The organism is Erwinia sp. JH02, assembly GCF_013074405.1.
GTDB classification, from domain to species: Bacteria; Pseudomonadota; Gammaproteobacteria; order Enterobacterales; family Enterobacteriaceae; genus Erwinia; species Erwinia rhapontici.
In genome coordinates this window covers 374,681-396,620 of the sequence record NZ_JABANZ010000003.1, presented here as the reverse complement: position 1 = coordinate 396,620, position 21,940 = coordinate 374,681, and the positions used below count along the sequence as shown (strand labels likewise).

Genomic DNA, 21,940 nt, shown 5'->3' with positions numbered 1-21,940 from the left:
ATAGACTGTTGACTTTATTTTCGCCACTTTAAACAAATAGGACCTTCCATGTCGAGTAAGTTAGTACTGGTTCTGAACTGCGGTAGTTCTTCCCTGAAATTTGCCATCATCGATCCGGCAAACGGCGACGAATACCTGTCAGGTTTAGCTGAATGTTTCCACCTTCCGGAAGCCCGTATCAAATGGAAGCAGGATGGCGCTAAACAAGAAGCGGCTCTGGGTGCTGGTGCAGCTCACAGCGAAGCACTGAACTTCATGGTTAAAACTATTCTGGCACAAAAACCAGAACTGTCGGCACAAATCGCTGCAATCGGTCATCGCATCGTACATGGCGGCGAAAAGTTAACTCAGTCTGTGGTTATCGATGCGTCTGTTATCCAGGGCATCAAAGATGCTTCTTCTTTTGCACCGCTGCATAACCCGGCGCACCTGATCGGTATTGATGAAGCACTGAAAAACTTCCCACACCTGTCAGATAAGAATGTGGCTGTTTTCGACACCGCTTTCCATCAGACAATGCCTGAAGAGTCTTATCTCTACGCCCTGCCGTACAAACTCTATAAAGAGCACGGTGTTCGTCGTTACGGCGCACACGGCACCAGTCACTACTATGTAACTCAGGAAGCGGCGAAAGTCCTGAACAAACCTGTTTCTGAACTGAACGTGATCACCTGCCACCTGGGCAACGGAGGCTCTGTTTCGGCTATCCGTAACGGCGAATGTGTGGACACCTCAATGGGTCTGACTCCGCTGGAAGGTCTGGTGATGGGCACCCGCAGTGGTGACATCGACCCGGCGATCATCTTCTTCCTGCACGACACGCTGGGCATGAGCGTGGATGCGATCAACAAACTGCTGACCAAAGAGTCTGGCCTGCTGGGTCTGACTGAAGTCACCAGCGACTGCCGTTACGTTGAAGACAACTACGCCACTAAAGAAGATGCCAAACGCGCGATGGATGTGTTCTGCCACCGTCTGGCGAAATACATCGGTTCTTACACTGCACTGATGGACGGCCGCCTGGATGCGGTTATCTTTACCGGCGGGATCGGCGAAAATGCAGCGATGGTTCGTGAATTGTCACTGGGCAAGCTGGCGCTGCTGGGCTTCGAGGTTGACCACGAGCGCAACCTGGCCGCACGCTTCGGCAAATCAGGCTTTATCAACAAAGAAGGCACGCGTGCAGCGATTGTCATCCCAACCAACGAAGAGTTGGTGATCGCGCAGGACGCCAGCCGCCTGACGGCATAATCTCGCAACGAGCCGTCAGCCCAGGCTGACGGCGTTGTTTTAGACACCATTTTATATAGCTACATATTTCGCGTTACAGGAAGGCGGCAACTGAGTGAATCCTCAGGAGCTTACTCAAGTAATTGACTGGGGTGAGCGAAGGCAGCCAACACACCTGTAGCGTGAAAAATGACGCTATAGGAGAGAATCTATCGTGTCCCGTACTATCATGCTCATCCCTACCGGTACCAGTGTCGGTCTGACCAGCGTCAGCCTGGGCGTTATCCGTGCTATGGAACGTAAAGGCGTGCGTCTCAGCGTCTTTAAACCGATCGCCCAGCCACGTGCAGGCGGCGACAGCCCAGACCAGACCACCACCATCATCCGCAAAAACTCCAGCATTCCTGCCGCTGAACCGCTGGCAATGAGCCGCGTTGAATCTCTGCTGGGCTCTAACCAGCAAGATGTGTTGATGGAAGAGATCATTGCGCGCTATCACGAAAACACCAAAGATGCCGAAGTGGTGCTGGTAGAAGGCCTGGTGCCAACGCGTAAACATCAGTTCGCCAATGCGCTGAACTATGAAATCGCCAAAACACTGAATGCTGAAATCGTCTTCGTGATGTCACTGGGTAATGACTCAGCGGCCCAGCTGAAAGAGCGCATCGAACTGACGCAGAGCAGCTTCGGTGGCAGCAAAAACAAAAGCATTACCGGCGTTATCATCAACAAGTTGAATGCCCCGGTTGACGAACAGGGTCGTACGCGCCCGGACCTGTCTGAGATCTTTGACGACTCAAACAAAGCCAGCGTGGCCAATATCGATCCTAAGCAGCTGTTCGCTAACAGCCCGCTGCCCGTGCTGGGCTGCGTGCCGTGGAGCTTCGAGCTGATTGCCACCCGCGCTATCGATATGTGCCGTCACCTGAATGCACGTGTGATCAACGAGGGCGACATCGCCACTCGCCGCGTGAAATCCGTGACCTTCTGCGCCCGCAGCCTGCCACACATGCTGGAACACTTCCGTCCGGGTTCACTGCTGGTGACCTCTGCTGACCGTCCTGACGTGCTGGTTGCCGCCTGCCTGGCCGCGATGAACGGCGTGGAAATTGGTGCCATTCTGTTGACCGGCGGTTACGCCATCGACGCGCCGATTCAGAAACTGTGTGAGCGTGCTTTCCAGACTGGCCTGCCGGTCTTTATGGTCGACACCAATACCTGGCAGACCTCTCTCAGCCTGCAGAGCTTCAACCTGGAAGTCCCAAGCGACGATACCCAGCGTATTGAACGCGTGCAGGAATATGTGGCCAGCCACATCGATGCAGACTGGATCGAATCGCTGACCGCTGAATCTGAGCGCAGCCGTCGTCTGTCTCCACCTGCCTTCCGCTACCAGCTCACTGAACTGGCACGCAAAGCGCATAAACGTATCGTCCTGCCAGAAGGCGACGAACCACGTACTGTTAAAGCCGCAGCCATCTGTGCTGAGCGCGGCATCGCCACCTGTATCCTGCTGGGTAACCCGGAAGAGATCCAGCGCGTAGCGGCTGCTCAGGGCGTTGAACTGGGCAAAGGTATTGAGATTGTTGACCCGGTCGTTGCACGCGAAAACTACGTTGCCCGTCTGGTTGAGTTGCGTAAGAGCAAAGGCATGACCGAAGTGGTAGCGCAGGAGCAGTTGGAAGACAACGTGATGCTCGGCACCATGATGCTGGAGCGCGGTGAAGTTGACGGACTGGTTTCCGGTGCTGTTCACACCACCGCGAACACCATTCGTCCGCCATTACAGCTGATCAAAACCGCACCGAACAGTTCATTGGTTTCCTCCGTGTTCTTCATGCTGCTGCCTGAGCAGGTTCTGGTTTACGGTGACTGCGCGATCAACCCGGATCCCAACCCTGAGCAGCTGGCAGAGATCGCTATCCAGTCCGCCGACTCTGCACTGGCGTTTGGCATCGAGCCACGCGTGGCGATGATCTCCTACTCCACCGGAACCTCGGGTGCCGGTAGCGACGTTGAGAAAGTACGCGAAGCCACGCGCATCGCGCAGGAAAAACGTCCTGACCTGGTGATCGATGGTCCATTGCAGTATGACGCAGCGATCATGGCTGATGTTGCCAAATCAAAAGCGCCAAACTCACCGGTTGCAGGCCGTGCTACCGTGTTCATCTTCCCAGACCTGAACACCGGTAACACCACGTACAAAGCCGTACAGCGCTCTGCTGACCTGATCTCCATCGGGCCAATGCTGCAAGGGATGCGTAAGCCGGTCAACGACCTGTCACGCGGCGCGCTGGTAGACGATATCGTTTACACCATCGCCCTGACGGCGATTCAGTCTAAACAGGCTGAAGGGTAACAACGTTTCAGGGACAGGGTCAGGCGTGCCTGACCTCTACGAATCTAACGTACCCCGTGCGGGTCAGGCGTGCCTGACCCCTACGAATCTAACGTACCCCGTGCGGGTCAGGCATGCCTGACCCCTACGAATCCAACGTACCCTGTAGGGGCCAGGCATGCCTGGCCCTTTTTTATTACTGGATCACCACATCAAGCGCACGCAGATGCTCAGGCTGCCACGAGAGTTTTACCTCAGTGCCCGGCTGCCAGCGGCTGTCCATTTTGGCCGGCGACAGCTTGACCATAAAATTCCCCTGCCCCGCGACCTCAGTCAGCATGCGCACATGATCGCCCAGATAGATAAACTGCTGGATACGCGCGCTCACCTGCTGATCGCCCTGTTCCGGGGCATTGACGTTAATACGCTCCGGACGAATACTGAGCTGGATTTTTTTCCCCGGTGAGCTTGGCCGCACTTTCAGCGCATCCAGCTCATAACCATCGTCCAGCTTGACGCGATAGTAGTCGCCCTGTGCTGCGACCTGCGTGGCGAGCAGGCTGTTATTTTCACCAATAAACTGCGCCACAAAGGCATTGGCGGGCTGCTCGTAAAGCTGGCCAGGGCTGTCCATCTGCTGGATCATACCGTCGTTAAATACGGCAACCCGGTTAGACATGGTCATGGCTTCGCTTTGATCGTGCGTCACATAAACAATCGTCAGACCCAGCATCTCATGGAGCTGCTTAATTTCCAGCTGCATATGCTCACGCAGCTGTTTGTCCAGCGCCCCCAGCGGCTCATCCATCAGGATTAGCTTTGGCTCAAACACCAGCGCACGCGCCAGGGCCACCCTTTGCTGTTGTCCCCCCGACATCTGCGCCGGATAGCGATCGGCCAGTGGGGTGAGTTTGATCATATCCAGAATGCGTGCCACACGCTCTTTAATATCAACCTTGCTCATACGGCGGATCGACAGCGGAAACGCCAGGTTTTCCGCCACCGTCATATGCGGGAATAACGCATAATTCTGGAACACCATGCCAATATCACGCTGGTGCGGCGGCAAGGTATGCAAGGGTTTATCACGCAGGAAAATCTCGCCATCGGTCGGAGTTTCGAACCCGGCCAGCATCATCAGGCTGGTCGTTTTTCCAGAACCAGACGGCCCTAACAGCGTTAAAAACTCCCCTTCCTGCACGTCAAGATTCAGATTACGAACCACCAGCTTTTCGCCGTCGTAGCTCTTTTTGATGTTCTTAAAACTTACCAGGGATCTCATAGTATTCTCTCGTCAAACGGGCAAAAAACGTCCCAGGCACGCTTTGTGCATAACTCACAAGAGGTGCATCTGTTGGGTGGCTCTTTTTTAGCTCTACCACAACAAATTTCACTTCGACAAGTAGAATCTGACAAAAAATCAAAAAAAAGCCTGAAGGCACTGCTTTCAGGCTGTTGTTTTCTATTGTTTTTTTAAAAACCACCAAAACACATCAACAAAAAACCAGCAGAATCAGGCAATCATCGCCCTATGCACCATGAAAGGGCAATTCGCCCGGCGTGATGCGCCGTGACAGACAGGCGAGGATCGGGGCAAACTTCTCCGCCATCTGTTGCTCGTCGACGCAGGCATATCCCAGCAGCAGCCCGCGTCGCGCGGTACCCAGCAGGTAGTAAGCCGACAGCGGACGCGTCAGTACACCGTTTTGCTCCAGCTCAGCGCTGAGTGCCACATCGTCGATGTTATCGGGCAGCGACAGAATCAGATGCAGCCCGGCATTGCTCTGCTGAGCGATAAATTTATCTCCCAGACTTTCGCGGATCACCCGCACCAGCTCAGCGCGACGTCGGCTGTACAGCTGGCGCATCTTGCGCACATGGGCTGCGTAATGCCCCTCGCGGATAAACTCCGCCAGCGTCAACTGCACCAGCCCGTTGCCGCCACGGTACAGCTCGGAATGGGCCATTTTCATCCGCGCCGCCAGCGGCTTGGGCACCACCATGTAGCTCAGGCGCAGGCCGGGATACAGGGTTTTGCTGAAGGTGCCGAGATAAATGACCGGCGCATCCGGCGCCAGCCCTTGCAGGGCGGGGATCGGGGAGTCGGTAAAGCGAAACTCACCGTCGTAGTCATCCTCCACCACCCAACTTCCGGCGTTTTTTGCCAGCGCCAGCAGCTGGTGCCGTCGTTGCAGGCTCATTACCGATCCCAGCGGATACTGGTGTGAGGGCGTCACACAAATCAGGCGCGGCGCGCGCGCTTCACCGCTCAAATCAGGCAGCGTCATCCCCTCGTCATCCACCGCCGTTGGCAACAACTCAATGCCGTTCACAGCCAGGACGTTACGGATGCCCCAGTAACCCGGCTCCTCCACCCACGCCCGGTCCCCCGGATCGCACAGCATTTTTGCCAGCAAATCCAGCGACTGATGCGTCCCGGCCGTCACCAGAATCTGGTCTGGCGTGCAGTTCAGCGAACGGATTACCCGCAGATAGTCAGCCAGCGCCTGTTGCAGTTGCAGGCAACCGCCGTGGCCGGAATAACTCAGCGCCTCCACCGGCATGCGGCGGCTCAGACGCAGGTGGATCTTGCGCCAGATATCGTGCGGCATATGGCTGACGTCGGGCACACCGGGCATAAACGCCCCCCACTGATACGCTCCGGCCCCGCTGCGCGTCAGCAGACGCGATCCCCGACTGGAGAGGCGCACGAAATTAAACGGGCGCCCGGCACTGACCGGCACGCCTTCGGTTTCCGGCACGCTTTCCGGCAACGCATCGCTGACGAAGGTACCGCTGCCGGTACGGGTTTGCAGATACCCCTCTGATTGCAACTGCTCATACGCCGCCAGCACGGTATTCCGCGACACGGACAGATCTTTTGCCAGATCGCGCGTGGCCGGCAAACGACTGCCCGTGGCAATGGATCCATCCTGAATCGCGCACTGCAACACATCGTATAAACGCTTGCCCAGCGCGCCCTCAGGCGCCAGTGCCAGGCGATGCGCGAGCAGGTCACCGAGTAACGTTCGCAAAATTGGTTCCTTGAAATAAAAAAAACTGGCTCTGGTTTATAAAACCCCGAAAAGGCTACAAAGCAAGGAGAGCAGAGAGTATTCAAAATTCATAACGAGGTTACACCATGAGCAACAGTGAAATACAGCAGCGCCGTCTGAACGCCACCCCACGTGGAGTGGGGGTGATGTGTGATTTCTTCGCCACCAAAGCAGAGAACGCCACGCTGTGGGATCACCAGGGCCGTGAGTATATCGACTTCACCGCCGGGATTGCCGTGCTGAACACCGGCCACCGGCACCCAAAAGTGATGGCCGCCGTCAGCGCCCAGCTGGACTGTTTCACTCACACCGCGTACCAGGTTATACCCTACGAAAACTACATTGCTCTGGCCGAGCAGCTTAATGAACTTGTGCCTGTGACCGGGCCATGCAAAACCACCTTTTTCTCCAGCGGTGCTGAAGCGGTCGAAAATGCGGTGAAGATTGCCCGCGCCGCCACCGGACGCCCGGGGGTGATTGCTTTCAGCGGTGCTTTCCACGGGCGCACGCTGATGACCATGGGACTGACGGGTAAAGTCACCCCGTACAAAACCGGCTTTGGTCCCTTCCCTGGCTCCGTGTTCCATGCCCGCTACCCGAATGCCCTGCACGGCTTCAGCGTAGAGGACGCGATGGAAAGCCTGGAAACGCTGTTCAAATGCGATATCAGTCCGCAGCAGGTTGCCGCCATTATCTATGAACCGATTCAGGGTGAAGGCGGCTTTAACATCGCCCCGGCTGAATTTGTTACTGCACTGCGTGCGCTGTGCGACCAGCACGGCATTGTGATGATTGCCGACGAAATCCAGACGGGCTTTGCCCGTACAGGCAAACTGTTCGCCAGCGAATATTATCCTGACGCGCAGCCTGACCTGATGACCATGGCGAAAAGCCTGGGGGGAGGACTGCCCATTTCAGCGGTATCTGGACGCGCTGAACTGATGGACGCGCCTGAACCCGGCGGCCTTGGGGGCACCTATGCGGGTAACCCGCTGGCCGTTGCCGGTGCGCTGGCTGTGCTGGAAGTGATTAAAGAAGAAGATCTGTGCGCCCGCGCCCTGCGCCTTGGCGCGGAACTGGTGGAAACGCTGAATGCCAGTGGAAACCCGGCGCTGGTTGAAGTGCGCGCGCGCGGCTCAATGGTGGCCGCTGAATTTAATGACCCGGCCACCGGAAAACCTTCCGCGGCGATGGCCCGTGATATCCAGCAACGCGCGCTGGCGCAAGGCTTAATCCTGCTGACCTGCGGCGTACACGGCAATGTCATTCGTTTCCTTTATCCCCTCACTATTCCTGACGCTCAATTCAAAACGGCACTTAGCCTGCTGACATCACTTTTACGCGGCTGACTGCATCATTCCGCCGGCCACCGGGATGTGGCACATAAAATGCTTATAACAACCTAATAGAAAATGAGGAATTTGGCATGGTAAAGACCTTAGCAGCACTGATTCTCGCCACACTGACACTTCAGGCTCAGGCGGAAAGCCTGACAGTGATCTCTTTCGGCGGCACCAATAAAGCAGCACAGGAAAAAGCGTTTTATAAACCCTTCACTGCCGCGGGCCTGGGATCGATTGAGGCGGGTGAGTTTAACGGCGAAATGGCTCGCATCCGTTCAATGGTTGAAACCGGCCAGATAGGCTGGGACGTGGTGGAACTGGAAACGCCGGAACTGCAACGTGGCTGTGAGGAAGGTCTGTTGGAAACGCTGGACTGGAACAAGCTGGGTAATAAAGCCGACTTTATCCCTGCCGCCGTGAGCGAGTGCGGGGCCGGGATCTTCGTCTGGTCTACGGTGCTGACCTATGACGCCAGCAAACTGAAAAAAGGGCCAGCAAGCTGGGCAGATTTCTGGAATGTGAAAGACTTCCCGGGTAAACGCGCCATGCGTAAGAGTGCCAAATACACGCTGGAAATTGCATTGATGGCAGACGGTGTGAAGCGTGAAGACATCTATAACGTGCTGGCGACACCAGCCGGGGTGGAACGCGCCTTCAAAAAACTGGATCAGTTGAAGCCCAATATTCAGTGGTGGGAATCAGGCGCACAGCCGCTGCAATGGCTGGTGTCCGGCGACGTGGTGATGAGCTCCGCCTACAACGGCCGCATTGGTGCCGCACAGGATGAAGGTCATGACTTCAAAATCGTCTGGGACAACGCGCTGTACGACCTCGACAACTGGGCGATTGTGAAAGGATCTAAACACAAAGCACTGGCGGAGAAGTTTATCGCTTTTGCCAACAAAGCCGAAAACCAGAAAGTGTTTGCTGAAAATATTCCTTACGGGCCGACCAATATCAACACCAGCAAGCTGCTTGATCCGGCACGCGTAAGCAAACTGCCCACCGCGCCAGATAACCTCGCCACCTCATTACAGGTAAGCAGTGATTTCTGGCTGGAGCACGGTGAAGATCTGGAACAGCGTTTTAACGCCTGGGCCGCGAAGTAACGGCTCTGCGGGCGGACCGAAACAGTAGGTCCGCTCCTGCGCGCTTGTCGGGGGGCGCCCCCTTTATCCGGTCGCCCTGTGAGTAAACGGCCCCGCCATGATGTCAGGAGACAGTAATGAGCAATCCCGTAATGGAATCCCCCATGCCATCAACACCGGACAGTACGTCATTAAGTCAGCGCCTGCGCAAGGTCGATGGTGTGAAAACCCGTCGTTCCCTGCTGCTGATTGCGCCGCTGCTGATCTTCGTCGTGGTCTGTTTCCTGTTTCCTATCGTCTCTATTCTGAGTAAAAGCGTTCAGAACCCTGAGATCCACGAAAACCTGCCGGAAACCTCAGCCGCGCTGGCCTCCTGGTCTGGCAGTGCGTTACCGGATGAGGCAGTGTACGCCACGCTGGGAAAAGAGTTGATCGCCGCCAGGGAGCGCGGACAGATTGCCACCGTTGCCAAGCGTCTGAGTTATGAAAACACCTCGTTTCGCCGCCTGATCACCACCACGCCACGGCTTGTCCCCGCCTCGGGTGAAGGCGTAAAAGCGGCGCTGATTTCCGGACAACCGGCCTGGGGAGAATTGAGTACCTGGCAAACGCTGAAACGCGTATCCGGCCCGGTCACCAGCTACTATCTGCTGTCCGTGTTCGACCGTAAGGTCGATGCAGCCAGCGGTGATATTCAGGCACTGCCTGCTGACCAGGCACTGTATGTCAATGTGCTGCTGCGCACCCTGTGGATGGCCACGGTGGTGACACTGCTGTGCGTCGGTATTGGTTATCCGCTGGCATACTGGCTGGCGAAACAACCTGCCAACCGCGCTAATCTGCTGATGATCCTGGTACTGCTGCCGTTCTGGACGTCACTCATTGTCCGCACCGCCAGCTGGATTGTGCTGTTGCAGTCCGGCGGGCTGATTAACCGCGCCCTGATGGGTATGGGCGTTATCGACTCCCCACTGACGCTGGTGTTTAACCGTATCGGGGTGTTTATTTCGATGACCCATATCCTGCTGCCGTTTATTGTTCTGCCGCTGTATGCGGTGATGAAAGGCATCTCACCGAGCTATGTACGCGCGGCTGTCTCACTGGGCGCCCATCCTTTCCTCGCCTTCTGGCGCGTTTATGTCCCACAAACCTATGCCGGGGTTGCCGCAGGAGCATTGCTGGTATTTATGATGGCGATTGGTTACTACGTTACCCCTGCCCTGCTGGGCGGGCCGAACGACCAGATGGTGAGTTACTTTGTCGCCTTCTTTACCAACACCACCATGAACTGGGGAATGGCCGCTGCGCTCGGCAGCCAGTTGCTGGTGATCGTCCTGCTGCTGTATATCGTCTATATCCGTGTCACACGTACCTCTGCCGAAGCGGCAGCTCACTAAGGAGATGATGATGAGACAACAGGGAACCCTGATCCTGCGCCTGTGGAAAGGCCTGTTTAACTTCTATGCGGCGGCGGTGCTGCTCTTTCTTATCGTCCCGGTACTGGTCATTGTGCCGCTGTCATTTAACAGCAGCTCGTTTCTCAGCTATCCGCTCAGCGGTTTTTCGCTGCGCTGGTATGACACATTCTTTCATTCGCAAGAGTGGCTGGGTGCGCTGGGTAACAGCCTGCTGATTGCCCCGCTGGCCACGCTGCTGGCCACCGTACTGGGCGTGCTGGCCTCAATGGGCCTGGTGCGCGGTGAGTTTCGCGGGAAAGGCATCGTGATGGCGATTATCATTTCGCCGATGGTGGCGCCGGTGGTGATTATTGCCGTTGGCATGTTCTTTTTCTTTGCCAAACTGTCGCTGCTTAACAGCTATCTCGGTCTGGTGCTGGCCCATGCGCTGCTTGGCGTGCCGTTTGTCGTGATAACCGTGGTCGCCGTGCTGAAAAGTTACGATACGACGCTGTCCCGCGCTGCCGCCAGTCTGGGTGCCTCCCCCCTGCTGACGTTCCGCAAGGTGACGCTGCCCCTGATCGCTCCAGGCGTCTTCTCCGGCGCACTGTTTGCCTTTGCCGCATCGTTTGATGAAGTGGTAGTCACGCTGTTTTTGGCCAGCCCAACCCAGCGCACACTGCCGATCCAGATGTTTGCCGGGATCCGTGAAAACCTGGATCCGACGATCGCCGCAGCGGCCAGCCTGATGATTGGTGCATCGCTGATTCTGCTGATCGTGATGGAAATATTGCGTCGACGTGGCGAGAAGATGCGCCAGTCCAGCCCGGCACATTAATCACTGTTATCACAGGAATATGTGTGGCGCAGGACTACTGCGCCACAGGGAGGGTTAGTCGTAGCGGCCTGATTCGTTATTACGCGTCAACCACAACGACAAGGCTTTCAGCGAGTCAGCGGTAAACTCATCGCAGCGGGCAGTGATCTCTTCCGGCGTCATCCAGAAAATCTCATCCACTTCTTCTTCCTGCATAGCAAACGGGCCGTGAGACACACAGCTGAACAATCCGCCCCATACGCGACAGTGTTCATCTTCATAGTAGAACTGGCCATGTTCGGCAAACGGCACCGCGGCAATGCCCAGCTCTTCTTCGGCTTCACGTCGCGCCGAGCCCAGCATCTCTTCACCGGTCTGCACTACGCCCCCGGCGGTCGCATCCAGCATCCCCGGCATAAAGTCTTTCGTCTCGGTACGACGCTGCACCAGAATTTTGCCCATGCCATCGTGAACCACGATGTAGGTTGCGCGATGGCGCAAACACTGCGCACGCATCTGTACACGGCTGGATTGTGCAATGACCTCGTTATCTTCGTTAACGATATCCACCCACTCCGTGCCCTGATCTTGCTCCACCATCCGTAACCCTTTTTGTTCTGGCGCCTGGCGCACAGTTGAATCAAACGTTTTCGCACACGGTTGCGCGATCCGCCCTAAATTAATGTTTAACGCCGCACGACGCAATCATCAATTTGTGCTGATGCGCTATGCCGCTTTTGACGATTCGGATAACCACAGCTGTACAGACGCACGCTGCCACTGAAAATGCGCATAATCAGCGAGCCGCGGCGGTAACGCATCGCCGTGCAGCGCCAGGCGATTCAGCATGACCGCAAGGTCAGTATCCGCTATCGACCACTCGCCAAACAGGTTCTGCTGACCTTCCGGCAGCAGACGTTCCACGGCGCTAATCAGTTTTGCGGCCGCCTGCTGACCGGCCTCATCCAGCGGGGCAAACCGCGCTCCGGCAAACAACACTTCCGTCGGGCGCTGCTGACGGATGGGCATAAAGTCACTGCGCAACCAGGCCTGAATCTCACGAGCTTTAGCACGTTTTTCGATATCACGTGGATAAAGGCGCTCATAGTCCGGGGCCGGGAAACGGTCTTCCAGATACTCCGCAATCGCCGAGGATTCAGACAAATGGAAGTTGTCGACCTGCAACGTTGGCACCCGGCGCGTTAACGACACATCGCCATAAGCCTGCTGCTGATGCTCACCGCTGCCGAGATCGACGCGCTTCAGGGAAAAAGGAATGCCTTTTTCGCTCAGGGCAACATAGACCGACATCACATAAGGGCTGAAAAAGCTGGAATCTGACCACAACAGGATCGTGGGATAACGCATCAGGACGTCCTCTGACGTTCACGGATAGGAACATCCTGTTTACCGACTTTTCACGCCGATGGCAATCTCCGCAATGAGGGAGTTTACCATTTCAGAACAACCACCACAGCATCTGCACGTGCGCCCTGTCACACGCAATCCTGGTATCTTCACCTATGCTGAAAGCAGCATACTGTGTACTGGCGCATTCTGAAGGATAATCCGCATGCATATTCTGATTACCGGCGGGACGGGGCTGATTGGCCGCCCGTTAACGGCCCGATTACTTCAGGCAGGCCACCAAATCAGCGTGGTCACGCGTGATGTCGCCGCGGCACGCCGTACCCTGAGTGAAAAAATTAACCTGTGGTCGGGCCTGGACCAACAGCGTGATCTGAACGGCATTGATGCGGTCATCAACCTGGCGGGAGAGCCGATCGCGGCAAAACGCTGGAGCGAGCCGCAAAAGCAGCTGTTATGCGATAGCCGCTGGCAAATAACGATGCGCCTGGTTGAATTGATCAAGGCCAGCAGCGCCCCCCCTGCGGTGCTGATTTCCGGTTCTGCCACCGGTTTTTACGGCGACACTGGCGAACTGGTGGTGACCGAGGATGACCCCGGTCATGCGGAGTTTACGCATGACCTCTGTGCACGCTGGGAGCAGCTGGCGTTGAACGCACAAAGCGACCGCACCCGCGTGTGCCTGCTGCGTACGGGCGTCGTGCTGGCGGAGAAAGGCGGAGCGCTGGAAAAGATGAAACTGCCGTTTAAGTTGGGGATTGGCGGGCCGCTGGGTAACGGTAAGCAGTACCTCCCGTGGATACATCTGGAAGACGCGGTAAACGGCATTCTCTGGCTGCTGGATCATCCCGAGCTGGACGGGCCGTTTAATCTGGTAGCGCCCTACGCGGTGCGCAACGAGCAGTTCGCTGCGGCACTGGGTGAAGTGATGCACCGTCCGGCATTTATGCGTACGCCCGCCACGGCCATTCGCCTGATGATGGGCGAGTCAGCGGTGCTGGTGTTGGGGGGACAGCATGTGCTGCCGCAACGGCTGGAAGCATCGGGTTTTCGTTTTCGCTGGTACGAGCTGGATAAAGCGCTGGCAGATGTGGTGTGAATGACGGGCGGATTTCTCTTGAATATAATATCCCCTTTCCGGGTCACTGATCGCCATATTTGATATCACCTTCCACATAACACGACGAGTAGCGGGTATCTGTAGCAAAATGATTTTCCACTGGACAGGCATGATTAAAGAAGTTGATTGCCTGTTCTTTGGTCGGTCTGAATTTTCTACAGGTATTCATCTCATCGATATTGGTGACGCCTTTAATGTCTGACCATTACTGATTGTGTTGATGGATTTATAGGTAAACACTTGATTTCCAAAAAGTAATCGATTACTTTTAATCGTCGTATTTTTTACACGCGTATTCCTGTGCATGCCCGACACGCTGTTTTCCATGCACTGTCAGAGATCATTACCTTTTTATATTAACAATGCGGAATTAATTTTGAGCGATCACAATGCAGTCAACACCAGGAGTCCAGGCTTCGCCCTGCTGTCACTTGCCCTCGGGGGATTTGGTTTAGGAACCGGTGAATTTGTTATCATGGGACTTCTCCCTGATGTCGCCCATTCGTTGAATATCACTGAGCCTCAGGCCGGGAATGCCATTGCCAGCTATGCGTTGGGCGTGGTGGTAGGCGCACCGATTATTGCCGTGCTCACTGCCCGTATGAACAGAAAAATCCTGTTGATTGCTCTGATGTTTATTTTCTTTATCGGTAATCTTGCTACCGCGCTGGCCGGTAACTACCCGACACTGGTCGCTGCCCGGTTTATCGCCGGGCTTCCTCATGGTGCTTACTTTGGTATTGCCTCACTCGTTGCGGCCTCACTGGTGCCTGCGGATAAACGCGGTAAAGCCATCAGTCTGGTGATGCTGGGCCTGACGGTCGCCACGCTGGCGGGTGTACCTCTTGCCGCCTGGTTAGGGCAGTTTTTCTCCTGGCATATCGCTTTTGCTTTTGTCGGTGCAATAGGCTTGAGCACGTGCCTGATGATTACAATGTTAGTTCCTGCAACAGCAAACCGTTCCGATGCTCATCCGATGAAAGAACTCACGGCGCTGAAAAATTCGCAGGTGCTGATGACCCTGCTGACGGGCGCAGTGGGTTTTGGCGGCATGTTTGCCATATTCACCTATATTATCCCCACGCTAAAAAACCTCGCTGCATTGCAGGACAACCTCGTCCCCTGGGTCATGGCTGCCTTTGGATTGGGAATGATCGTCGGTAACCTTGTTGGCGGGCGTCTCGCCGATCACAACCCGCTTAAGGTCATTGGCGGCGCTCTGGTCTGGAATACCCTGATCATGGTCCTGTTCCCTTTCCTTGCAGGGCACGTGTTCACCGGCCTGTTGGCGACCTTCCTGGTCGGGACATCATCGGTATTGCTTCCCTCGATTCAGATCCGCCTGATGGATGTGGCAAAAGAAGCACAAACGCTTGCGGCCGCAATGAATCACTCTGCGTTGAATATTGCCAACGCGATGGGGGCTTATCTGGGAGGGGTGGCGATTACGATGGGGTTTGGATGGATCTCAACGGCGTATGTCGGCATCGCTCTGGGTATCTCAGGCATACTGGTTTACCTGCTTACCGCGTCACATGCCTCACGATTAATTTTGTCAGTGGATAATCAGAGCTGACATGCACTCAAGGGTCGATCGGAAAAAATGATCGTCCCCTGGGTGATCTATGCAGGCATCAATTCGTTGTGGCCGACCCTCTGTTCCGGTCGGCCAGTCACGCCAATCTCACCCAAGCGAGGATCGATCGGAAAATCATCACGCCTACTTGAGTGCCCCTGACAAAAACTGTTGCAGGCGGGTACTCTTCGGATGATTAAAGACCTCTTCCGGTGGCCCTTCCTCTTCTATCTTGCCCTGATGAAGGAAAATCACATGGTTCGACACGTGGCGGGCAAATTCCATCTCATGGGTCACCACCACCATGGTTTTACCCTCCTCCGCCAGCTTCTGCATAATGCGCAGCACCTCCCCCACCAGCTCCGGGTCCAGCGCTGATGTCGGTTCATCAAACAGCAACACTTCAGGCTCCATCGCCAGCGCACGGGCGATAGACACGCGTTGCTGCTGACCACCTGACAAGTGTACCGGATACTTTGCCCGTGCACGCTCGTCAATCCCGACCTTATCAAGGTAACGAATGGCACGTTCACGCGCTTCCGTTTTACTCAGGCCCAGCACCTGCACCGGCGCTTCCATCACATTCTCCAGCACCGTCATATGGCTCCACAGGTTAAAGTGCTGGAACACCATCGTCAGGCGGGTGCGCAGCATACGCAGCTGCTCTTTGTTGGAGACTTTCAGCTGGCCGTCGACATCACGTACCAGAGTGATATTTTGGTTATTCACCGAAATCGTGCCTTCACTCGGTTTTTCGAGGAAGTTAATGCAGCGCAGGAAGGTACTTTTCCCTGAGCCGGAGGAACCAATGATACTGATCACATCCCCGGCATTCGCCTGGAGTGAAACACCCTTTAGCACTTCATGTTCACCGTAACGTTTATGCAGCTCGGTGACGCTTAATTTATTATCAGCCATAGTGTTGTTACTCAATGTGACGATGAAGGTTTAACGTGCGCCAGCCAGCGTTTTTCCGCTTTACGGAACAGACTAATCAACACATAGGAAATAATCAGATACAGCACGGCCGCAATACCAAAGGCAATAAACGGTTGATAGGTGGCCGAGTTTATATCGCGTGCCACTTTCAGCAGATCGGGCACCGTGGCGGTAAACGCCAGCGCCGTGGAGTGCAGCATTAAAATCACTTCATTACTGTATGCAGGCAGCGCAGAGCGCAATGCGGAAGGCATGATAATGCAGCGATACAGTTTAAAGGTGGAGAAACCGTAAGCGCGCGCCGCCTCAATCTCACCATGCGGCACCGAGCGAATCGCTCCGGCAAATATTTCCGTGGTGTACGCACAGGTGTTCAGCGTCAGTGCCAGTAGCGTACAGTTCAGTCCACTGCGGAAGAATGCATTCAGCAGGTCCGTGCCTTTGACGATTTCCAGCGTGTACATACCGGAGTAAAACACCAGCAGCTGCACATACAGCGGCGTACCACGAAACACGTAGGTAAACAGCCATACCGGAAAACGGATCGCCCTGATGGGAGACACGCGGGCAATCGACATCAGCACCGCCATACACCCGCCCAGCACGACAGACACCACCAGCAGCCACAGCGTGATTGCCACGCCAGAGAAGCGGTAACCATCCGTCCATAACAGGGCTTTCCAGTACTCCTGAATAATCTCAATCATAGGTCAGCCCTTTTTACACCCACCGTATAACGGCGTTCCAGCCACCACAGCACACCATTGGAGAGCGTGGTAAAAATCAGATAGATGACACCCGCGACAATCGCGAAATAGAAGGGTTCCCAGGTCGATTTCCCTGCCAGCTGCGTTGCTTTCACCACATCTTCCAGCCCCAGCAGTGAGACCAGCGCCGTGGCTTTCAGGATCACCTGCCAGTTGTTACCGATACCCGGTAGCGCAAAGCGCATCATCCCTGGGAACAGCACACGGCGAAAGGTTTGAGAACGGGTGAAACCAAAGGCGGTCGCGGCCTCAATCTGCCCTTTTGGCACGGCCATATAGGCGCCACGAAATGTTTCGGTGAAGTAGGCTCCGTAGATAAAGCCCAGGGTGATAATCCCGGCCACCATCGGATCAATATCAAACTGTGACAGGCCGAAGAAGTCGGTTACCTGGTTCAGCGCAATTTGCAGACCATAGAAGATCAGCAGCATCAGGACCAGATCCGGAACCCCACGGATGAGTGTTGTGTAGCCTTCAAAAATAACCACCAGCAGGCGGCTGTTGGAGAGCTTGGCCCCGGCGCCAATCAACCCCAGCACCACGGCAAACACCACTGAGCTGAGGGCCAGCTCGAGTGTTACCATTGCGCCTTTAAATATCACTTCAGAGTAGCCGTACAGCATAGGCAATATCCTGTTCTTATGATTCTAACTTCACGTTTACGCCATCGGCATTAAACGCGGCCCCACTGCATGACACAGTGAGGCCTGCAGACAGGGTTTTACTTAACCGCCGTACACATCAAAATCGAAGTATTTTTTCGCTAACTTGTCGTAAGTACCATCTTTGCGGATTTCATCAAACGCTTTATCGATAGCGGCTTTCAGCTCAGGGTTCTCTTTGCTGAGGCCGATCCCGGTACCCACACCAAAGATTTTTTCATCTTTAACAGCCGGGCCTGCAAACGCATACTCTTTGCCCGCAGGCTGCTTGAGGAAGCCCTCGCTGGCAGCCACTTCATCCTGGAACGCGGCATCAATGCGGCCCGCAGTCAGATCCTGATACACCAGATCCTGGTTAGCGTATGGCGTCACAGTCACGCCTTTTGGACGCCAGTTTTCGTTCGCGTAGGTTTCCTGAGTGGTCCCCTGCAACAGACCGATGGTTTTGCCTTTCAGCGCTTCCAGCGTTGGCTGAATTTTCGAACCTTTCGGCGCGATCAGGCGCGAGTTGGCCGCATACAGTTTTTCAGAGAAGGCGATCTCCTGCTGGCGTTTTTCAGTGATCGACAGGGAAGAGATGATGGCATCGATCTTCTTCGCTTTCAGAGAAGGGATCAGCGCATCGAAGTCGCTTTCAACAAACGTACATTTGGTTTCCATACGCTTACAAATTTCGGTCGCCAGATCGATATCAAAACCGACCAGCTGCCCCTGAGCATTTTTCATTTCGAACGGTGCATACGTTGGGTCGGTACCAATACGCAGCGTTTTTGGACCCGCAGCAAATGCGCTGCCTGCAGCTGTAATTGACATTAACAGGGAGAGAGCCAGGACCTGCTTTTTCATACATTACCCCAATTTAAATATTATTTTTAATGGTTCGTGATGTGTTTGCACAGTGACTTACACAATACAATTAGCAGGTTCCGTGCCACATTTTGTGGCAAACCGCTGTTTATATTGCACGATGCTTCAGGCACTGTGATTACTCAGTTTGCAGGAAAATTTATAGCAGGTTTGTTGGCAGACCGAAGCAACAATGTTTCATTTTGGTGCGCAACTTGCACGAAAAGCGATTCAGCACCAATAGTCGCACCAAAATGGTGCGATATATTCCCCGTTATGCACCTTGCCAGCGCGTAAACAGGTCTTCATCCAGTTCGATATCAAACTGGTCAAGTACCCGATTAACGGTCTGATCGACAATATCCATCACACTCTGTGGGCGATGATAAAAAGCGGGCACCGGCGGCATAATAATGGCCCCCAGTTCTGCGGCAGCGGTCATCGTACGCAGATGGCCAAGATGCAACGGGGTTTCACGCACACACAGCACCAGTCGGCGCCGCTCTTTCAGCACCACATCAGCGGCGCGGGTCAGCAGGCCATCGCTGTAGCTGTGAACAATACCTGACAGGGTTTTCATTGAGCAGGGAAGGATCGCCATACCCTCGGTTTTATAAGAACCCGAGGAGATACTGGCAGCAATATCGCGTACATCGTGGACCACATCCGCCAGCGCCTGGACTTCACGCAGCGTATAGTCACTTTCCAGCGCCAGCGTCTGCCGCGCAGCCTGGCTCATTATCAGATGGCTCTCTACCCCGCTCACCTGCTGCAAAATTTGCAGCATGCGAATGCCATAAATCACACCGCTGGCGCCAGAGATGCCAATAATGAGTCGTTTCATACCAAATCCTTCAAAAAAAATGGGCCGGAATTGCTTCCGGCCCATCTTAGCCTATTTACCCTGAATCATTCGAGTTAGATGAAGGCGGCAAGGCTGATCATCCCCGGGAGCATAGACAACTATGTGACCGGGGTGAGCAAACGCAGCCAACGCACATATCACTCGAAGTACGACGGGTATCAGCCTTCGTTGTGCATCTCGAGATTTTCCACTTCGTTCTGACGCTGCATCGCTTTCGCATCGTCATTACGCAGAGATTGCAGATACTCCAGGTACTGCTGGTCCACGTCTTTGGTCACGTAGATACCATCAAATACCGAGCACTCAAACTGGGCAATATCCGGGTTCTCTTCACGCACCGCTTCAATCAGGTCGCTCAGGTCCTGGAAAATCAGGGCATCTGCACCGATCAGCTGGCGGATCTCTTCCACTTCACGGCCGTGAGCAATCAGCTCAGTGGCGCTTGGCATATCAATGCCATAGACGTTCGGGAAGCGAATTTCCGGTGCCGCAGACGCGAGATACACTTTTTTCGCTCCCGCTTCACGTGCCATTTCGATGATCTGCTCAGAGGTGGTACCGCGCACGATGGAGTCATCCACCAGCAGCACGTTTTTACCCCGGAACTCAGCACGGTTAGCATTCAGCTTACGGCGAACCGCGCTGCGACGCAGGTGCTGACCTGGCATGATAAAGGTACGGCCGACATAACGGTTTTTCACAAAGCCCTGACGGTAGGGCTTGTCGAGAATACGCGCCATCTCCAGTGCGATATCGCAGGAGGTTTCAGGGATTGGAATCACCACATCGATATCCAGATCTTCCCACTCGCGGGCAATCTTGGCACCGAGTTTGGTGCCCATACGCACGCGGGCGCTGTAAACCGAAATCTTATCGAGGAACGAATCCGGGCGTGCAAAGTAAACGTACTCGAACAGGCACGGATTCCACTTTGGATTTTCAGCACACTGACGGGTGGACAGCTGGCCTTTCACGGTCACATACACCGCTTCGCCCGGTGCCACATCGCGCAGGAACTCAAAGCCAAGGGTATCCAGCGCCACGCTCTCTGAAGCCACCATATACTCGATACGGCCATCAGCCATAGCGCGTTTGCCGATCACCAGTGGACGAATACCGTTAGGATCGCGGAATGCCACCAAACCGTGGCCGATGATCATCGCCACGCAGGCATACGCACCGCGAACACGCTGATGCACCGCGGCAACGGCGGAGAAGATGTTCTCTGCTTCCAGCGGGTCATGCTGGAAACGATCCACTTCCTGCGCAAAGATATTCAGCAGGATTTCAGAATCAGAGGTGGTATTCACGTGACGACGACCCGTTTCGAACAGCTCTTTACGCAGTTCGTGAGCGTTGGTCAGGTTGCCGTTATGGGCAAGAGTAATACCGTAAGGGGAGTTTACGTAGAATGGCTGGGCTTCAGAAGCACTTGAGCTTCCTGCCGTGGGGTAACGAACGTGGCCGATACCCATATTGCCTTGCATACGTTGCATGTGGCGGGCTTCAAATACATCGCTAACCAGACCGTTTGCTTTGCGCAGACGGAAGCAATTCAATGCATCAATGGTAACGATGCCTGCGGCATCCTGCCCACGGTGCTGAAGCACCGTTAACGCGTCATAAATCGACTGGTTGACCGGTGCAAAACCGGCGATCCCGACAATACCGCACATATTGACATTTCCTCATAAGCCGCAACCCCGGTTCGATTACCGGGGCAAAAAACTCGACGTGCTTTTCAGGTAATCAAAAAACCACCTGATAATACTACTGAACTGAGGGATTAGCTGGGACTGTTGCCAGTCCGGACTCTTAGAAAAACCGGTGAATGTGTCGAGGAAAAACAGCATGGCTGAAACGATCAGCACACCGCGTAATGCCCCAAAACAGACGCCAAGGACTCTGTCGGTTCCCGACAGGCCGGTTTTTTCAACCAGCGAACCAATAACGTAGTTAACAATGGCCCCGACAATCAGGGTAGCAATGAATAACACCGCTACGGCGATTCCATTTCGAACCAGTTCGTCTTCAAATCCTGTGAACCAGACGGCAAGGAAGGAGTAGTAATGACTGGCGACAAAAAATGCGCAACCCCAGGTGACGAGAGAAAGAGCTTCCCGAACAAACCCTCGGATCAGGCTAACAAGAGCCGAAAAACCAATAACCGCAATAATGACGTAATCTATCCAGACCATGAACGCTTCCAGTGACCATGCCCCTGTATCAGCCGCTCTCCCCTTGTAAGCACAGGTGCAAGGGGATACTGCCTCAGTTCGGGGCGAATTCTAACAGAAAAAGAAAACGTTTGCGTAGCGTTTTACTGACGCGATTTAAATAAACGAGAACGCTTAAAAAAACCCCTTCCGGACACCGATTTCAACGGCCCGGACCCCACCACGCAATACCTTGATTTGCCAGCATCATCACGCACGACGCCCGGAGTGACGAGGTGTCGGCTCCGGGCGCAGGGTGATCATAGCTATCGCAATAATAGTCCGTCGCTGAGAGAAACAACGGACCAGAAC

General features: G+C 54.8%; 19 protein-coding genes. 8 read left to right on the top strand and 11 right to left on the bottom strand.

Annotation, left to right across the window (positions count from 1 at the left end; all coding sequences use genetic code 11):
* Positions 1-48: 48 nt before the first annotated feature.
* Both ackA and pta read left to right on the top strand, forming a co-directional pair.
* Positions 49-1,251 carry an acetate kinase gene (ackA, locus tag HHI26_RS10990; protein ID WP_133841386.1) on the top strand — a complete coding sequence of 401 codons (1,203 nt, stop codon included), beginning with the start codon at positions 49-51 and terminating at the stop codon, positions 1,249-1,251.
* A 193-nt stretch (positions 1,252-1,444) separates the two neighbouring features.
* Positions 1,445-3,589 (top strand): phosphate acetyltransferase, encoded by a 2,145-nt coding sequence (pta, locus tag HHI26_RS10985; RefSeq protein ID WP_133841385.1) that lies wholly within the window; start codon positions 1,445-1,447, stop codon positions 3,587-3,589.
* A 175-nt stretch (positions 3,590-3,764) separates the two neighbouring features.
* On the opposite strand, the gene HHI26_RS10980 is transcribed toward pta, so the two are convergent.
* Both HHI26_RS10980 and HHI26_RS10975 read right to left on the bottom strand, forming a co-directional pair.
* A complete protein-coding gene (locus HHI26_RS10980; RefSeq protein ID WP_159336280.1) occupies positions 3,765-4,850 on the bottom strand; it encodes an ABC transporter ATP-binding protein in 1,086 nt (361 codons plus the stop codon).
* Positions 4,851-5,097: 247 nt separating this feature from the next.
* Complete coding sequence (locus tag HHI26_RS10975) at positions 5,098-6,603, bottom strand: PLP-dependent aminotransferase family protein (protein WP_133841383.1); 1,506 nt, start codon at positions 6,601-6,603, stop codon at positions 5,098-5,100.
* Positions 6,604-6,710: 107 nt separating this feature from the next.
* Between HHI26_RS10975 and HHI26_RS10970 the strand changes: the two genes are divergently transcribed.
* The 4 genes from HHI26_RS10970 (at position 6,711) to HHI26_RS10955 (ending at position 11,290) form a co-directional block, all read left to right on the top strand.
* Positions 6,711-7,973: a 4-aminobutyrate--2-oxoglutarate transaminase gene (locus HHI26_RS10970; RefSeq protein ID WP_133841382.1), complete on the top strand. Its 1,263-nt coding sequence runs from the start codon at positions 6,711-6,713 to the stop codon at positions 7,971-7,973.
* A gap of 77 nt (positions 7,974-8,050) precedes the next feature.
* Complete coding sequence (locus tag HHI26_RS10965) at positions 8,051-9,076, top strand: ABC transporter substrate-binding protein (RefSeq protein WP_133841381.1); 1,026 nt, start codon at positions 8,051-8,053, stop codon at positions 9,074-9,076.
* A 143-nt stretch (positions 9,077-9,219) separates the two neighbouring features.
* Entirely contained in the window at positions 9,220-10,452 is a 1,233-nt protein-coding gene (locus HHI26_RS10960) for an ABC transporter permease (RefSeq protein WP_227536407.1), read from the top strand.
* Positions 10,453-10,462: 10 nt separating this feature from the next.
* Positions 10,463-11,290, top strand: a complete 828-nt coding sequence (locus tag HHI26_RS10955) for an ABC transporter permease (protein ID WP_133841379.1) — start codon at positions 10,463-10,465, stop codon at positions 11,288-11,290.
* Positions 11,291-11,344: 54 nt separating this feature from the next.
* On the opposite strand, the gene yfcD is transcribed toward HHI26_RS10955, so the two are convergent.
* Both yfcD and yfcF read right to left on the bottom strand, forming a co-directional pair.
* The gene (gene yfcD, locus HHI26_RS10950) at positions 11,345-11,869 is read right to left on the bottom strand and encodes an NUDIX hydrolase YfcD (protein ID WP_133841378.1); all 525 of its coding nucleotides are present in this window, start codon (positions 11,867-11,869) and stop codon (positions 11,345-11,347) included.
* Positions 11,870-11,995: 126 nt separating this feature from the next.
* Positions 11,996-12,637, bottom strand: coding sequence for a glutathione transferase (gene yfcF, locus HHI26_RS10945; protein WP_133841377.1), 642 nt, complete (start codon positions 12,635-12,637; stop codon positions 11,996-11,998).
* Between the two features lie 205 nt (positions 12,638-12,842).
* Here yfcF and HHI26_RS10940 point away from each other — a divergent pair, with 205 nt between their 5' ends.
* Both HHI26_RS10940 and HHI26_RS10935 read left to right on the top strand, forming a co-directional pair.
* Positions 12,843-13,736: a TIGR01777 family oxidoreductase gene (locus HHI26_RS10940; RefSeq protein WP_159336278.1), complete on the top strand. Its 894-nt coding sequence runs from the start codon at positions 12,843-12,845 to the stop codon at positions 13,734-13,736.
* Between the two features lie 397 nt (positions 13,737-14,133).
* Positions 14,134-15,333, top strand: coding sequence for an MFS transporter (locus tag HHI26_RS10935; protein WP_277395214.1), 1,200 nt, complete (start codon positions 14,134-14,136; stop codon positions 15,331-15,333).
* 144 nt (positions 15,334-15,477) lie between these two features.
* On the opposite strand, the gene hisP is transcribed toward HHI26_RS10935, so the two are convergent.
* The 7 genes from hisP to cvpA all read right to left on the bottom strand — a co-directional run bounded on the left by hisP (position 15,478) and on the right by cvpA (position 21,610).
* The gene (gene hisP, locus HHI26_RS10930; protein ID WP_133841374.1) at positions 15,478-16,251 is read right to left on the bottom strand and encodes a histidine ABC transporter ATP-binding protein HisP; all 774 of its coding nucleotides are present in this window, start codon (positions 16,249-16,251) and stop codon (positions 15,478-15,480) included.
* A gap of 11 nt (positions 16,252-16,262) precedes the next feature.
* Positions 16,263-16,979, bottom strand: a complete 717-nt coding sequence (locus HHI26_RS10925; protein WP_159336276.1) for an ABC transporter permease — start codon at positions 16,977-16,979, stop codon at positions 16,263-16,265.
* Positions 16,976-17,662, bottom strand: a complete 687-nt coding sequence (locus tag HHI26_RS10920) for a histidine ABC transporter permease HisQ (RefSeq protein ID WP_133841372.1) — start codon at positions 17,660-17,662, stop codon at positions 16,976-16,978. The genes HHI26_RS10925 and HHI26_RS10920 overlap by 4 nt, the downstream gene beginning before the upstream one ends.
* A gap of 102 nt (positions 17,663-17,764) precedes the next feature.
* The gene (argT, locus tag HHI26_RS10915; protein ID WP_133841371.1) at positions 17,765-18,547 is read right to left on the bottom strand and encodes a lysine/arginine/ornithine ABC transporter substrate-binding protein ArgT; all 783 of its coding nucleotides are present in this window, start codon (positions 18,545-18,547) and stop codon (positions 17,765-17,767) included.
* Positions 18,548-18,821: 274 nt separating this feature from the next.
* Positions 18,822-19,391, bottom strand: coding sequence for a UbiX family flavin prenyltransferase (locus HHI26_RS10910; RefSeq protein WP_133841370.1), 570 nt, complete (start codon positions 19,389-19,391; stop codon positions 18,822-18,824).
* 179 nt (positions 19,392-19,570) lie between these two features.
* Positions 19,571-21,088 (bottom strand): amidophosphoribosyltransferase, encoded by a 1,518-nt coding sequence (gene purF, locus HHI26_RS10905; protein ID WP_133841369.1) that lies wholly within the window; start codon positions 21,086-21,088, stop codon positions 19,571-19,573.
* Between the two features lie 36 nt (positions 21,089-21,124).
* The gene (gene cvpA, locus HHI26_RS10900) at positions 21,125-21,610 is read right to left on the bottom strand and encodes a colicin V production protein (protein WP_133841368.1); all 486 of its coding nucleotides are present in this window, start codon (positions 21,608-21,610) and stop codon (positions 21,125-21,127) included.
* Positions 21,611-21,940 lie beyond the last annotated feature (330 nt).